This window comes from Halorussus salinisoli (assembly GCA_005239435.1).
Taxonomy (GTDB): domain Archaea; phylum Halobacteriota; class Halobacteria; order Halobacteriales; family Haladaptataceae; genus Halorussus; species Halorussus salinisoli.
Genome location: SZNP01000001.1, coordinates 527,201 through 541,754, shown reverse-complemented (window position 1 = coordinate 541,754; position 14,554 = coordinate 527,201). Strand labels below are relative to the sequence as shown.

At 58.7% G+C, this 14,554-nt stretch carries 11 protein-coding genes and 1 pseudogene; 7 read left to right on the top strand and 5 right to left on the bottom strand.

Going from position 1 to position 14,554, the window contains the following annotated elements:
- Positions 1–34: 34 nt before the first annotated feature.
- The 3 genes from E2484_RS07205 (at position 35) to E2484_RS07195 (ending at position 4,488) form a co-directional block, all read left to right on the top strand.
- Entirely contained in the window at positions 35–1,321 is a 1,287-nt protein-coding gene (locus E2484_RS07205) for a HEAT repeat domain-containing protein (RefSeq protein ID WP_137284537.1), read from the top strand.
- A gap of 108 nt (positions 1,322–1,429) precedes the next feature.
- On the top strand, positions 1,430–2,740 hold the full coding sequence (locus E2484_RS07200; RefSeq protein WP_137284536.1) for a DUF7405 family protein: 1,311 nt from the start codon (positions 1,430–1,432) through the stop codon (positions 2,738–2,740).
- Positions 2,737–4,488 (top strand): CRTAC1 family protein, encoded by a 1,752-nt coding sequence (locus tag E2484_RS07195; RefSeq protein WP_137284535.1) that lies wholly within the window; start codon positions 2,737–2,739, stop codon positions 4,486–4,488. Before E2484_RS07200 ends, E2484_RS07195 begins: the two co-directional genes overlap by 4 nt.
- Positions 4,489–4,500: 12 nt before the next feature.
- Here E2484_RS07195 and E2484_RS07190 read toward each other — a convergent pair whose 3' ends face one another.
- On the bottom strand, positions 4,501–5,316 hold the full coding sequence (locus E2484_RS07190; protein ID WP_137285329.1) for an endonuclease/exonuclease/phosphatase family protein: 816 nt from the start codon (positions 5,314–5,316) through the stop codon (positions 4,501–4,503).
- Here E2484_RS07190 and E2484_RS24820 point away from each other — a divergent pair.
- The 3 genes from E2484_RS24820 to E2484_RS07175 all read left to right on the top strand — a co-directional run bounded on the left by E2484_RS24820 (position 5,224) and on the right by E2484_RS07175 (position 7,761).
- Positions 5,224–5,775 (top strand): glucoamylase family protein, encoded by a 552-nt coding sequence (locus tag E2484_RS24820; RefSeq protein WP_170977262.1) that lies wholly within the window; start codon positions 5,224–5,226, stop codon positions 5,773–5,775. The two genes, E2484_RS07190 and E2484_RS24820, sit on opposite strands and share 93 nt — an antisense overlap.
- A gap of 746 nt (positions 5,776–6,521) precedes the next feature.
- Complete coding sequence (locus E2484_RS07180) at positions 6,522–6,752, top strand: hypothetical protein (protein ID WP_137284533.1); 231 nt, start codon at positions 6,522–6,524, stop codon at positions 6,750–6,752.
- Positions 6,753–7,302: 550 nt separating this feature from the next.
- Positions 7,303–7,761: a universal stress protein gene (locus E2484_RS07175; RefSeq protein ID WP_137284532.1), complete on the top strand. Its 459-nt coding sequence runs from the start codon at positions 7,303–7,305 to the stop codon at positions 7,759–7,761.
- Positions 7,762–7,833: 72 nt separating this feature from the next.
- Here E2484_RS07175 and E2484_RS07170 read toward each other — a convergent pair whose 3' ends face one another.
- The 4 genes from E2484_RS07170 to E2484_RS07155 all read right to left on the bottom strand — a co-directional run bounded on the left by E2484_RS07170 (position 7,834) and on the right by E2484_RS07155 (position 12,629).
- Complete coding sequence (locus E2484_RS07170) at positions 7,834–8,580, bottom strand: ThuA domain-containing protein (RefSeq protein ID WP_137284531.1); 747 nt, start codon at positions 8,578–8,580, stop codon at positions 7,834–7,836.
- Between the two features lie 84 nt (positions 8,581–8,664).
- Positions 8,665–9,336 carry a ThuA domain-containing protein gene (locus tag E2484_RS07165; protein ID WP_137284530.1) on the bottom strand — a complete coding sequence of 224 codons (672 nt, stop codon included), beginning with the start codon at positions 9,334–9,336 and terminating at the stop codon, positions 8,665–8,667.
- Between the two features lie 481 nt (positions 9,337–9,817).
- Entirely contained in the window at positions 9,818–10,786 is a 969-nt protein-coding gene (locus E2484_RS07160; RefSeq protein WP_137284529.1) for an aldo/keto reductase, read from the bottom strand.
- A 316-nt stretch (positions 10,787–11,102) separates the two neighbouring features.
- Positions 11,103–12,629, bottom strand: coding sequence for a sulfatase (locus tag E2484_RS07155; protein WP_137284528.1), 1,527 nt, complete (start codon positions 12,627–12,629; stop codon positions 11,103–11,105).
- A 905-nt stretch (positions 12,630–13,534) separates the two neighbouring features.
- On the opposite strand from E2484_RS07155, the pseudogene E2484_RS07150 reads away from it, so the two are divergent.
- A pseudogene (locus E2484_RS07150) lies at positions 13,535–14,212 on the top strand (IS6 family transposase).
- Positions 14,213–14,554: the final 342 nt, after the last annotated feature.

The window sequence follows — 14,554 nt, the reverse complement described above, 5'->3', positions numbered from 1 at the left end:
ACTCCGGCATCATCTGCGTTCGACGTAACCGTTCATGTCTACAGATGACGAATCCGAGCCAGTGGAAAATGCGGAATTAGTCAAGCGGGCGCGGGAGTCGCCGACGAGGGTAGCCATCGACGATGCCTTGGCACTCCTCCCGGAATCCAACTCGGAGGACTCCGAAGCGGTCATCTCGGCCGTCGCCGCGGTAATCAAGGCTCACCCTGACGACGCCGACCGGGCGGTCTCACAGTTGCGTTCGTTCTTGGCGGCAGACGATTCGTCCCTGCGAAGTGCGGCCGCTACGACGGTAGGGTACGTTGCGTCTCAGCGGCCGGAACTCGTCGCCTCGGCCGTCCCGGAACTGGTCGAACGTCTCGACGATTCGGAACCGTTACCGCGCATTAATGCGACGCGGGCGCTGAGTGAACTCGCCGCTCACCGGCCAGAAGCGGTCGCGACCGGTCGGTCCTCGCTCGGGTCGCTGCTCGACAGTGACTTCCCGAACGTCCGGATTCACAGTGCACGATGTCTCGCGGCTATCGCACGCGTAGCACCCTCAGAGGTGGCGCCACTCGTCTCCGACCTGGTGGCGTGCGCCACCGACATGGCGGCGACCACTCCACTCGGAGCACAAGGTCCGGACGGCGTCGACGACGGTGACCCCGGTCGGTCACAGGTGGTGGCCGAGCATTCAACCACCGCCCGTGATCAATCAGTACTGGTCCAGACGCTCGCGGCAGAATCGCTCACAGCCGTCGCACAACAGCAGCCGGAGGCGATTCCCTACGACCGGCGATATCTCGCCGTACTCTCCACAGACGCACCGCTACCTATCCGACGCGGGGCCGTCGCGGCCCTCGAAGCCGTCGCTAGAACGAATCCGGAGCGGGGACGCCCGGCCATCGAACCGCTCGCGGACCTGTTGATAGAGGACCGAGACGAGGTACTGCAGGGACGGGCCGCGATGGCGCTCGCTTTCCTCGCCGATTCGTACTTCGAAGAGACGACCGCCGCCGTTCGACCGGGAGCCTCAACCTTGTGTTCGTTACTAACGGTTGACGACCCCGAGGTTCTGAGCGGTGCCACGGGACTGTTCACTTACTTCGCCGAGCAATATCCGGCAGACGTGGCAGACGCGACACCGGTGCTTCGCTCGTTACTGGGCAACGACGCTCCGTCAATCCGCGCTCGTGCGGCGTTCGCACTCGGATTCGTGGGCGACACCGCCGAGCGCGGCGTACTACTAGACGTTCGGGAATCGGATCCGAGCGAGGAGGTTCGCGAAGCAGCCGCCGCGGCGATTCAGACGATTCGGGAGCGAAACGAGACGGCGTAGCGTCGGGGAAGGAAGTCCCTCTTCGAACGAATACGTATCTAGTCATTAATCGACAGACGCTGACGGAGTGGCGAAAAGTATGTAACCCCCCAGCAGAATGGCCATGGTATGCCTTGTCCACACACCTCCGGGGAGGTGTCCGGCAACTCGCGCCGCGAGTTCCTGAAGGCGGCCGTCGCAATCGGTGGAACGAACGCCTTGAGCGCATGCTTACAGAAGGAAAGCGGGTCCGCAGACATCGCGACGCAGCAATATCCGCAGGGTCCGTCCGACCTCTCGACGCTTCCCGAACGCCAGCACGCTTGGGCGGACTACCTCGTCCGAAATCGCTTCGGAACGACGACGCTCCCGCTGCACCAGTCGTTGTTACTGTTAAATTACACGGGTGACGGTCAGCCAACCGAGACGGAGCGTGACCGCGTCGAAGCTGCGTTCAGGACGCTCGAACGAGCGTTCCAACGGGGCACCGGCGGCGACAACAGTGCCGTCTCTCACGAGGGGTTACTGTTCACCGTCGGTTACTCGCCGTCGTACTTCGACCGGTTCGACGCGTCCCTGCCCGAATCGCTGGATCTCCGACCCCCGGAGGACGTGTTAACAGCGACGGGTGAAGAGGAGCCAACCCCGGACCACTACGACGCCGTCGTCCACCTCGCGAGCGGCTACGCGTCGGTCGTACTCGGTGCCGAGGAAGCTCTGTTTGGTGGGCTCGACCGGCTCAACGGCGTCAAGGTGAAAGGCGGCCTGAGCGACATCTTCGAGCGAGCCGAGCGACGGAACGGATTCTTCGGTAAGGGACAGCCGGCCAAACGATACGACGCGGACCACTTCCCGGAGGAAGCCCCGCTGTCGATGGGGTATCAGTCGGGCTTCGCCGACAGCCTTCCCAGCGAAGACAGCATCGCCATCCGCGAAGGCCCGTTCGCCGGCGCCACGACCCAGCAAGTGTCCCGGCTCGAAATCCACGACGAATCGTGGTACGAGAACGACCGCGAGAGGCGGACGGAGTTGATGTTCAGTCCCGAACACACGACCACAGAAGTCGGGAACGTCGGCGAAAACCTCGCAGGTGATAGTGGAGTCACCGAAGAATCAGTCGAACGTATCCCGGAGGACGTGAAGAAAAAGAATTGTCTCGGTCACAGCCAAAAGCTCGGGAAGGCGAGAGACGACGAGTTTCGGCCGCGCATCCTCCGGCGCGATTTCAACGGAACCGCAGAGCCGAGCCTGCACTTCGACTCCTGGCAGCGAGAAATCGGCGACTTCGTGAAGACGCGCAAAGCCATGCAGGCCGACGAGTACGCCGACGAACTCCCCGACGGTCACAACGGAATCCTAGACCACATCGAAGTAACGAACCGAGCGACGTTCCTGATGCCGCCTCGGGAACACCGAACGCTCCCGACACCGAACCCATGAGTACGAAGAAAGCCACATCGAACGACTCAGACCACGGCACCGATGAGTGCGGAGCCTCAACTCAAAGTGACCGGTTCCCACGGAGCGTCCCGGTTGCGACCGTCGTCCTCGCTGTGGTCGTCGTGCTCTCCGGGTGTACCGGAGGTGGCGTCCTAGCCCCGAAAGCTGCAGACGCCGCAGGAGAGGAACACTCCTCCTCCGGCGAAAGTCCTCCTACGTTCGAGGAAGTCGCGGTACAGAAGGGCTTCGAATACGAGACAACGGGGCCGAACGTCGGAAACGGAAAAGGCGCGGTCCTCGTCGCCGATTACGATAACGACGGACGCACGGACGTGCTGACTATCGGCGGCGACCGGCCGCAGTTGTTCAGGAACACGAAGTCCGGCTTCGAACGGACGAACGCACTCCCAGCGTTGACCAATCCGGTCTTCAAAGGCGGCCTGTTCTTCGACTACGACAACGACGGCTGGCAGGACCTGCTCTTGCTGCCGCGGGGTAGTGAGGCGGTGTTCCTCGAAAACGACGGCGGCACCTTCCGCGTTCGTGATATCGGACTGTCCGTGAACCTGACGTGGGGAACGAGTGCGGCGGCGGCCGACTACAACCAAGACGGGTGTCTCGACGTCTTCATCACACAGAACGGTGATTGGCGGGATACGGTTCCCCACCGCGCGCAAGGAAAGTCCCTGCGCCACGACAACGGCAATCGAAACTACCTATTCCGCGGGAACTGTTCTGAATTCGAACGCGTCGAGAACGCGGGAATCGGCGGTGAGAAGTGGAGCCTCGCAACCAGCTTCGTCGACTTTACGGGCGACGGCTGGCCGGACATCCACGTCGCGAACGATTTCAACTACGACGTTATCTACGTCAACCAACGCGACGGCACCTTCACCCGACGACGGGTCGACGAGACGAACCGACACGGAATGGCCTCCGAAGTGGCAGACGTCAACGGAGACGGCCGCCCGGACATTTTCGTGACCAACATCGAGTACAAACGCCCGGAGCGGGTGTGGCTGATGCAGAACGGACTCGACATGAAGAGTCGGGGCAACAATCTCCTCATCAATCGCGGAAACGCGACTTTCCGTGACGCGGCGACGGCCTACGGCGTCCGTCGCGGCGGCTGGGGGTGGTCCGGCAATCTCGTCGATCTCGACAACGACGGCGACCTCGATCTCGTCCATACGACTCAAGATTACAATCGAAAGACCGGGAGTCCGACCAACAGCCAGCAAACGTGGAAGCCAACGTCGAAGCCGCCAGCACTCTGGATGCGCGCCAACGACTCGTTCGAGCGGATAAACGCGACTCGAGCGGGATTCGAGCCGTCGAACGGTCGCGGCCTCGCAGTCCTCGATTACGACAAAGACGGTGACCGGGACCTCGTCGTGGCGGACGCCAGCGGCAAATTCAAGCTCTACGAGAACCGCCATGTATCCGGGAATTGGCTTCAGGTTCAGGTGAAGGGGACGGCGAACCAGACGGCCGTCGGCGCGCGGGTCTTCGTCACGACCGACGCCGGCACTCAGATACGCTATCGAAACAGTCGGACGAACTACTTCAGTCAAAACTCTCGAACGCTGCACTTCGGCCTGGCGAACCATACCGTCAGGCGAGTGCGCGTCGTCTGGCCCGACGGGACCGAACACACGTTCACCAACGTCTCGACGAATCAGTCGGTCGTCGTTCGACACGACGGCTCCGTTACCGGCGAAAACCGAACGAGCGTTGACGGTAGCTGACGTGCGTCGCGCTCAGTGACCGCACTCGGACAACTCACCGGAACCGTCTCCGGCGGGGAGCGCGACATCGGCAACGAGCGGAAGGTGGTCGGAGGGGAACCGACCGTCGGGGCGAGTGTCAGCGCACGTCGCGTGCTGGCGCACTTGGACGTCGGGTGTGACGAACACGTGGTCGATTTTCCGCCCCGATGAGGGGCTGTCGAAGTCGGTGTACGTCGCTCGCGGTCCGTGATGGGGACGTTCGGCCGCGTTCATCGCGTCCACGAGGCGGCGAGCGTTCGACGACGAATCCGTGAGAATTCGGTACGGGGCCGAGTCGGCCACGCAGTTGAAGTCTCCGGTGACGACCGTCGGTTGTCTTCCGGTCGAGTTTATCCGTCGCCGTAGCAGGCGTGCGCTCTCCTCACGGGCCATCTCGCCTTCGTGGTCGAAGTGCGTATTGAAAACTCGAATTCGAGCATCGGTTTCGATGTCGCGGAGTTCGACCTGCGTGGCGAGCCTCGGGTAGGCGGCGTCCCAGCCGATACTCCCCGGTTCGTCGGGAGATGCAGAGAGCCAGAACGTCGCGTGGTTCTCGAGGTCGAACCGATTTGGCCGGTAGCCGATCGGACAATACTCGCCGTCGGTTTCGCCGTCACGGCGGCCGACGCCGATCCATCGATATCCCGGAAGGCGCTCGCGAAGATCCGACAACTGCCGGTCGGTCGGTTCCTGCAATCCCACGATGTCCGGGCGGTGGAAGTAAATGGTGCTCGAAACGCTTTCCTTCCGTCGTTCCCACCTGTCACGGTCTTCACCGGGGAACGCCACGCGGACGTTGTACGACATGAGACGGCATCGTGCGCGGTTGGCATTTGCTTCCAGCGTCACTGTACCGATACGGTCTGCTGGTGCGAAAATAAACGTAGCTATCGACTGTCACCGTGCGCGACGCCCGACGGGTACAGTGCGTTCGGTATCAACTACCTCGGAATCGGCGGTTACGAGGACAAGGGCATCGTGACTCCGCACGTGACGTTCCTTGCCGCAGAGTACGCACCGGACGCGGCCCAAGAAAACGTCAAGGCGCTTCGCGACTTGGACGCCTACGGAAAGTACGGGTTCTACGACTCCGTGAACGTCGAGACTGGGACGGTCACGAAGAAGTACATCACCGCCAATCAAGGGATGACCGTCGCGGCGATCGCGAATCACGTCAAGTACGGAGGCCTCCGCGAGTACTTCCACCGGGACGCAATTGGTGGCGGACCCGAGGATCTATTGAGCACCGAATCATTCTCAATTTAATCCAAGGCCTTCAGCCTCTTCCTCAGCGAGCGGCGAGGGCCGGTAGGGAGAAGAAAACAGTGCCTCTCAACTGCGTTGTCCGACGAAGCAGTAAGTGTTGACAATCCTTGTCAGGTACGAAGGCGTCGTTCCGAGCCACCAACCCTAACCCGCCTGCCGCTTGCGGAGGATTAGCACTCTATCTATAGGGTAGTGGAAGTGACCGAGATTCGAACACGCCACGTGTACGATGGCCCACGGAAGTCACCTGTAGCGTAGATAGCAGGCTAGCAGGATAGGCTGCCAGACCGAGTAGTTACATTGGTAGTTTATAGAGATTACAGGCGAGAATACCACGGCGTTTACGGCGTGGCTGAATCGCCGTCATCGTCTCACGTTCTCCCGTGTCGGAAGTTTCACAGTCCCACACGGTATGTGATGGGCTGTGCGCGGAAAACTGGCAGTTGACTCGGTGTTTGCCCCGGCGTTCAACCGAAACTAAAAGGTAAGCCTACCTACACAAAACAACCAGATACCTCGAAGCCCTATACAGGGTACGAGCATCGGTTTCGTGGCAGAGCCAGCGCCGTCGGTCGCACACCTAAGACTCCCACCGTTCCGAATTGACGGGAACCGCCACTTGTGCGGTTCGGGAGGCCCGCGCCTAAAGGCGCGGGAGGATGTCACGTGTTCTCTTCAGACCAACCGTCGGTTGCGTGACGATGTCGAACGAAGGTTTTTCCCGTCGACCCGTTCACTGAATACGCATGGCGAAGACGGACGGCGGGTTCCGAAATTACTTGTGTAATTATGCGGGGATGCTTCAGCTTCTATTCATGGTCTGTGGCTTCATTCTCGTACTCAACACGCTATCGCTCTTAGTCGTTTCACCGGAGTCGGCCACGTACGTCATCGTGATGCTCAACTTCACAGGACTGATCCCGCTCGTCGCCGGTATCGGATACATGGTCTTGTACTGTCGAAACGTCCCCGCCTGAGGGGGTTTCGTTTGGTCGGGTGTTTCGATTCCGACCGTGCCAGATGGGGAGGTACTGTCTAGTTAGGCGAAACCGAGAGTCAGTGGTACGACGCACAGGTCAAAACGGCGGTGAAACCAGTGTCCGGTTGATGAGACGACGCACCGGGAAGCCATGAGCGACGTGAATTCGCCAATCTCGCTCAACAACCCACAAAAATAGTAGAAAAACATCTTATCCAAAATGATTTGAAAGAGGCTGTAACCCCCGTCAACCCCGGAACCTCTTAACTAGACAGTGCCGATGGGGAAATCGTATTAGTACGGTGATTTACCTCAGATGCGAGGAAGTGGTCGGCGGGAGCGAGGCCGTATTTTTGTGGAGTAATACGACAGGTGCGGTCGAACCTCCGGACGTACGGTCTCTTTTGACGGCCAGTGTAGACGCGAGGGTTCGTAGTATTCGCCTTACGCGCTTTAGCTCACGCATTTCCGTTAATATTCAATTATCCTATGTTATTTATTACGCTAACGATTAGAACTTTATGCGATGATTTGAAACTGTGGAAACGATGGAACGCGCACTCACAGTAGTCGAATCTATCGACGAAGACGAAGAATTACTCCGGAATGCAGGAGAACTCGCTTCCAACGTCGACGCAACACTTGTAATTCTTTCAATCTTGACGGAAGAAGAGTATGAGAACAACGCCGAGACTTTAGAGCGGATTGCGAACAGAGAAAACACCTCCTACGGCAATAAAACCGGGCTTAGTATTGCTCGTAAACCCGCGGAGGAAGCCGGGGAGACGGTTCTCCAAGAAATCGATGTAGAGTACGAAGCCGTCGGTGTAGTCGTCGATAGCGATTCGAAGTCCACGAAAATCATCGAAGTGGCGGAAGACCGCGAATGCGATCACGTATTCATCAGGGGAAAGCGACGTTCCCCGACCGGGAAGGCCTTATTCGGCGATACCGCCCAATCGGTGATACTCAACTTCGACGGGATGATTACGTTAGCAACGGAGTGAAAAGATCATCTGCGAGTGGTAGTCAGTCGTACTGCAACGGCGAACGATGTGTGCGTCTTCGGATAGTACCGATCAGTGGACCGACCGCTCGTCGGAGGTGTCGATATCCTCGATAGAGTCGTAATTGCCGCGGACGACTTCGGGTCGATCTCGGTTGGGCGTAACCCACTCGCAGGCGTTCGCCAGCACCCGTTGTATCTCTTCTTGGTGGTAAACGGGATACGTTTCGTGTCCCGGCCGGAAGTAGAAGACACGCCCTTCGCCGCGGTAATAACAGCAGCCCGACCGGAACACTTCGCCGCCTTCGAACCAAGAGGTGAATACCAGCGAGTCCGGCTCAGGGATGTCGAAGTGTTCGCCGTACATCTCGGCTTCGGGGACCTCGATGTGATCGTCGATTCCGTCGACGATGGGATGGGCGGGATTCGTGACCCAGAGGCGTTCGGTCTCGGCTGCCTCACGCCACTTCAGCCCGCAACTCGTTCCCATCAACGCGCGGAAAATCTTCGAATAGTGCGCCGAGTGGAGGACGACTAATCCCATCCCGTCGAGGACGCGCGCCTTCACTCGCTCGACCACGTCGTCGTCGACCTCGTCGTGGGCGGCGTGACCCCACCACGTCAGGACGTCAGTCTCGTCGAGAACGTCTTCGGTGAGGCCGTGTTCGGGTTCTTCGAGCGTGGCCGTCTGCGTGTCGAACCCTCGCTCTTCGAGTGCGGCCGCGATGGTTCCGTGGATACCGTCGGGGTAGATATCCGCTACTTCATCGTGCTCCCGTTCGTGGACATACTCGTTCCAGACGGTGACAGTCGTCGGCATACGTGTTCTCCCACACTATGCGGTCAAACAACTTGCTCAAGCGGCAAAACTAGACAACTCGAACGAACGTCGTGATTCGTAGGCTCAACGCCCACCGGCCCAGCGTACGGCACGCCGAAGTAACTCGCGGACGCCCACGTTGCTCAATGCCGGTTCGCCGTGCCCGAGCGAGCTGTAGAATACGCGCCCGTCATAAAACTCCCGTACCCACGCGACCGGCATGTCCGCATATTCGGGATGGTCCATTCGGGCGAGGACGCGAACGTCGTCCACGTCGACGTTGAGGACGTATGGCTCGTCCCAGACCCGTATATCGCTGAGCGAAGCGGATATTGGATGGTAGCTGTCCACGATACGAACGTCGAAGGCCGTCTGCTCGGGATGGGTGACGAAGTGGCCACCTAACAGGTTCCGGAGTTCGGGAAACGGGGCGTCACGACCGTCGATGAGTTCGTCCTGGCCGTCGGCCGCCGTGGTCGTCAGGTCGGCCGCGCAGTGGACTCCGACGTAACCGCCGCCGTTCCGGACGAACGACAGCAATCCGTCTCGCTGTTCGTCCTCGAGCGTGCTGTCAGTCAAGTAATCGAGGACGACGTCGTATCCCGAGAGGTCAGTCAGTACGTCGCGGCCCGTCGTAAGGGTGACCTCGATGGAGTCGTTGTCGAGCGCGTTCGCGAGCAGCGGTCCTGACTCGTCGAACCGATGAAACGGAAATCTGTTTCCACCGATAGCGAGCACTGAAAGTTTCGTTGGCATTGCTACTACGTCGGACGGACGACCAATAGTTACTGCGGAGCAGTCAAATCTACTCGGTTACGGCGTCGGCCCGTAAGGGCTAGACGTCGGTCCGTCACGTCGCTCCGAGCGACTCCAAATATCGAGTATCCATACGGAGATGTCGTCTCGGAATACCGACCCTCGGGTCCGTTTGCAGTTCACGGCCGACGTAGTCGCGGTTCTGGACGAACGGCCCCAGACCGTCACGCGAGGGTGTCTCTCAGTCTCGAACGGGTCCACGAGGTGGCCACAGTTCGGCGAAGTGTTGCAGTCGTTGCCGTAATGCCAGAAATGATCGGAAGCGGCGAATCTCAGTCGTCGGCCGGCATCCACATACCCGTGGAACAGCCCGGACGCCGTGAACGTCTGATACCTATCACCGGATACTCGGTCAGAAATCGGGTGAAGGGAAGAGAGTACGCGCCAGGAATGAATATCGGGCGCTATAGACTACGCGAAATTACTCGCCGTGATAGGCCCGGTCGATTTGCTCGACGTGGTAATCCGAGAGCGAAACGTCGCTAACACGGGTGTTGTCGTCGAGTTGATCGACAGTCCGAGCGCCGATAATCGGGATGCAGGTGAAGCGATTCCGGGCGAGTAGCCACCGAAGCGTGACCTGTGCTGGCGTTGCGTCAAGTTCGCCGGCCACAGATTGGACGGCTTCGAGAACACGCCACTGCTGTTCGGAGAAGTGATTGTCCCACGCGAGGAGGTCACCGCGCGACCCGTCGGGTGTACTGCCATCACGGTCGTACTTCCCCGTCAAGAAGCCGCTTTCGAGCGGAGAGTACGGACAGACGGCGAGGTCTTGGTCGGCACAGACGTCGAGATAGTCCGCTACCTCGTCACGGAACGTCGGATTAAAGCGAGGTTGGGTCACCTCGAAGCGTTCGAGACCCTCAACGTCACTTTGCCAGAGGGCTTTCGTTAGCTTCCACGCGGCCATAGAACTCGCGCCGAGATAATTGATCTTCCCATCGCGAACGAGTTCGGTAAGGGTTCGAAGCGTCTCTCTGATAGGCGTCTCGTCGTCCCATCGGTGGATGTAGTACACGTCGAGATAGTCGGTACCGAGACGTTCGAGGGTCCCCTCGATTTGGGCGCGAATGTGCTTGCGTGACAGTCCCCGACCGTTCGGATTCGTTTCGTCGAAGGGGAAGTACGCCTTCGAGGCGAGGACGAAGTCCTCGCGGGCGTAGTCCTGCAGCCAATCGCCGATAAATTCCTCGCTCGTTCCGTTCGGGTCACCATAGACGTTGGCGGTGTCGATGAAGTTGATACCGCGCTCCCACGCCGCAGTCAACAGTTCGTGTGCTCGTTCGCGGTCGGTTTCGACGACGCCGTTCGTCTCCTTGCCGAACCGCCACGTCCCGAGACAGAGTTCGGATACCTTGATGCCGGTCGACCCGAGGGTTCGATAATCCATCCTGTTCGTTGGTTACTGGAAGACTCGAATTAAAAATGAATGTGTCGGCAAAATCCTCACATAGGTCTAAACGATAGTCGACTACCGTTCCACATACTGCTGGGCCATAGTTCTCGACCCGACCGTTCCGAACGGCCTTGCCGACTGTTGGTCCACATCCCTCCTCTGGCGAATGAGTTCGGGACGTACTTCGACGACCGCTAGAAGCGCGACGGCAGGTTTCATGACCGTTTCGAGTCACCGACGTTCTGAGACCACGGACGGAAATGTCTTCGACGAAAATATCCGACTCAAACCCTCGATTTACCTCCTCCCGTCAGGTCCGGTCGGGGTACAGAGCGTCCGTCCGATTGCGAACACTCGTACCACGTTCGACCGTTTTCGCGTGCTCCTCGCGACCCGTCTCGCGGAGGCGGTTCACGTACGCTTCTCGGTTTCCGCGCTGGTAGAACGGTAATCCCTCCCGGATGACTTCCAAGAGGGGGTCGGCGAGTCCCTGTGGGGAGCCGGAAGTCCCACCGGCCTCACCGGTCGCGTTTTCAATCATTCGCGTACTATGCCATCGTTGGAGCAACGAGAGGCCACGTTCGGCGACTTGGGGGTGCGTTTCGACCAGATTCGTCGTCTCGTGAGGGTCGTCGCCGAGGTCGAACAGCATCAGCGGTTCGAATTCGCGCCAGCCGTCGTGGTACGTCTGCAGGAGTAGCCAGTCCTTCCATCGCACCGCTCGCTGACAGGACCACGTTCCTTGGCTGAGTACGAGGAAGTCACGGCCTGTATCGACACTGTCAGTGATTGTGCTGGCGAACGATCGACCGTCCCACCCGTTGGGGACCTCACCACGGACTAGTTCTGTCAGCGTCGGGGGTAAGTCGACGTTGTAGTGGAGGCCGTCGTCGACACCCGGTTCCACCTCGGGCCCTGACATGATGAGCGGGACGCGACACGTCCACTCGTCCGCAAGTTGGTGGTCACCGTAGACGTTGAGTTCGCCCTGGTTCTCTCCGTGGTCGGCCGAGACGATGACGAGTGTCTCATCGAGGACGCCCTCGGTCGCGAGCAGGTCGAGGAGTTTCCCGATGTAGTCGTCCATGTAACGGATGCCGGTGTCGTACCCGTCTACCCATTGCTTGAAGGTCTCTCGATCCCGAATCTCGTTGGGCGTTCGTGGGAGGTCCGGTGGCTCGTTTCCGGTCATGTACTCGTGATGGAGGTCGCGGGCACTGTGCGGCCCGTAGCTTTGCCGTTGCTCCTCGATTAGTTCGTCGGTAAGCCATTCGGGGGCAGGGTCGTCCTCGAAGGGATTGCCGTACTCCAGCGGCGTGTCGTAATTCGTGTGTGGGTCCCAGAAGTTGACGTGGAGGTACCAGTCTTCGTCGCTCGCGTTGTCTTCCAACCACTCCTCGGCGTACGGATAGACTACCTCGGCGCGTTCGGTACCGCCACCCTTCGTGTCGTGCCACTCGTCGAATCCGTCGAGGACGTGCCATGCGGCGTGGCGTTGGGGGAAAGGGCTCACGAACGCGGTGTGATACTCGTTATTTCGAAGTTCCGTCATCAGCGTCCGGTACTCACCACGGTTCCCCTCTCCTCTGTCCGGGCCCTTGGAACGAACATCTGCCGCGATACCGCCATGGTTGACAACCCCGGTATGGATGCCGAACCGACCAGTGAATAAGGCCGTCCGCGAGGGGAGACAGGGTACGTCCGACGCGTAGTAGTTCGTGAACCGAAGCCCCCCGTCCGCGAGACGGTCGATGTTCGGCGAAGTATTACGGTCGTAGCCGTAACATCCGAGATGGTCGGGGCGGAGCGAATCACAGTCGATGTATAAAATTCGCATAATTGTGTTGGCATCACTGAATTCAATGAATGTTTCGAAGAAGCCAATTACTGATCGATGCAAGTTTGGGACGGTTCATATGGAAATGAATCCCAGTCGGAAGTGACCGCGCCAGAGGTACACGGAACGCGGAATCGAAACGAGGTCGAGTAACCTCAAAGCGTTCGAGTTCTCGTCACCACATACCAGAGAGGCGTCATCAGTTTTCACTCACATCGAATTCCAACCAAGAGTGGCTGAGAACACCATGTTATCGTAACAAGTATGTGCAGAAGTAATTGGATTCGGACAGGAGTTCAACAAAAGAGCTGACCACTACTTTAAGGCAGGCGAATCGACATCCGAGGAGAGGCACGGTCACTGCATACGATGAGTAGCACCGTTACTGAATACGGCCATTTGAACGCCTCATCCCGTGTCTTTCTGCCGCGAATTCTGAAGCGGTTCGGTCGGGCAAGTTTCACTCTCAAACCGGTATTTGGTTGTGAGAACGTTAACTATCGGCTATTTCTCGTGTTCGGTCGCGTAAAGTAGTCGATTGTCCAGACCGGTCATTGCCTCCGACGCCGTCTCCATACACGGCTTTACAAGACGGTTGAATCAGTAGCATACTGCCGATAGCGGATTGCTGTATCTCTTATTCCATGTCTTCACGGGAAAGCCGCCTTTGTAGATAAGCACGAGAATGAGCTGTTTCGCGGTGTCCCGGTAGAGGCCTCGTCTACCGTATTCGGAATGTATCACGAGAGGGTGCGAGTTTATCCAGCCGACACAGTACCCCATTCTGGCGTGAAGGTCCAACTAATTTTGTGCGAAAAGACTTGAGTTTCCTGACCTATTCGATATTGGGGCACTGTTTAGTTAGCGCGGTTTGAGAAGCGAGTAGGTTGTAGCGATTGTGTCCTCTGCAAGCCACTAACCTGCTCAGAGAGGCGTTAGACACCGCTACTCTTGAATGTTGGCAGCGCGAGCGGACGGCGACGCCCGTCAAGGCGTCCGCCGTCCGCCTCCACGATGCCGGGTGTTCGCTCAGGGAAACAGCAACGATTCTTGGGCTCTTCGGCGTTGAACGGACGCATGGAGCTGTCTGGAGTTGGGTACATCGGCTGGCTGACAGCGTTTCTGACCCGCCGTCGGCGCAGCCGACGCGGGTCGCAGTTGTCGAGACCGCTGTCCGAATCAATGGGGAGTGGTCTTGGGCATACGCTGCAATCGACCTCGACACAAGGCTGCTGCTTGATGCCGCCATATTTGGTCGGCGAGGCACCGATCCGGCGGCTGCATTCCTCCACGGCCTCGCCCAGAAACACGATTGTTCATAAGCCGTGTTTCTGGTCGATGGCTTTGGCTATCTGACCGCCCTCTCTCGATTAGGATTGAGCGGCCGGCTCGACTACGCCGACCGAAATCACATCGAAAAATAGTTTCACACCCTCAAGATACGAATCAACTGCTTCCATTAGTCATGGGTGGGCAGTCGGTAGAGCGTCCGCCAGTGTCTTGCATCGTTCATCCATTACTACAACATTCAGCGACCGCACCAAGCGCTCGATGAACGCACGCCAGTCGAGGAGGAAAACTAGAAGGTGCCTAACTGGTGTTCCATAGCGTCTTCTGGAAGTCATGCCCAAAATTAGACTCTGCTGACGGTGGCAAATCCTCCAGCAGATAGTACGATTCCCGTCTAGAGGGATCCTACTTTCTAGTGGCGGTCCCCACAATTCCTCGCGAACATGACCCAGTACCTGAGCGAAAGCCAGAATGAGTCGAGGGATATTCTGTCATCCACAAGTTCGACCACGCTCTAACCTATATTCAGATGCCACAAGCTCAAGGTCGGAGCTATTGGAATTCGGCCGGGAGTTCCGGGAGAGCTCCGATGTGAAGAAGAGAGTGATCGATTGTGTAGATAATACGGTATGCGG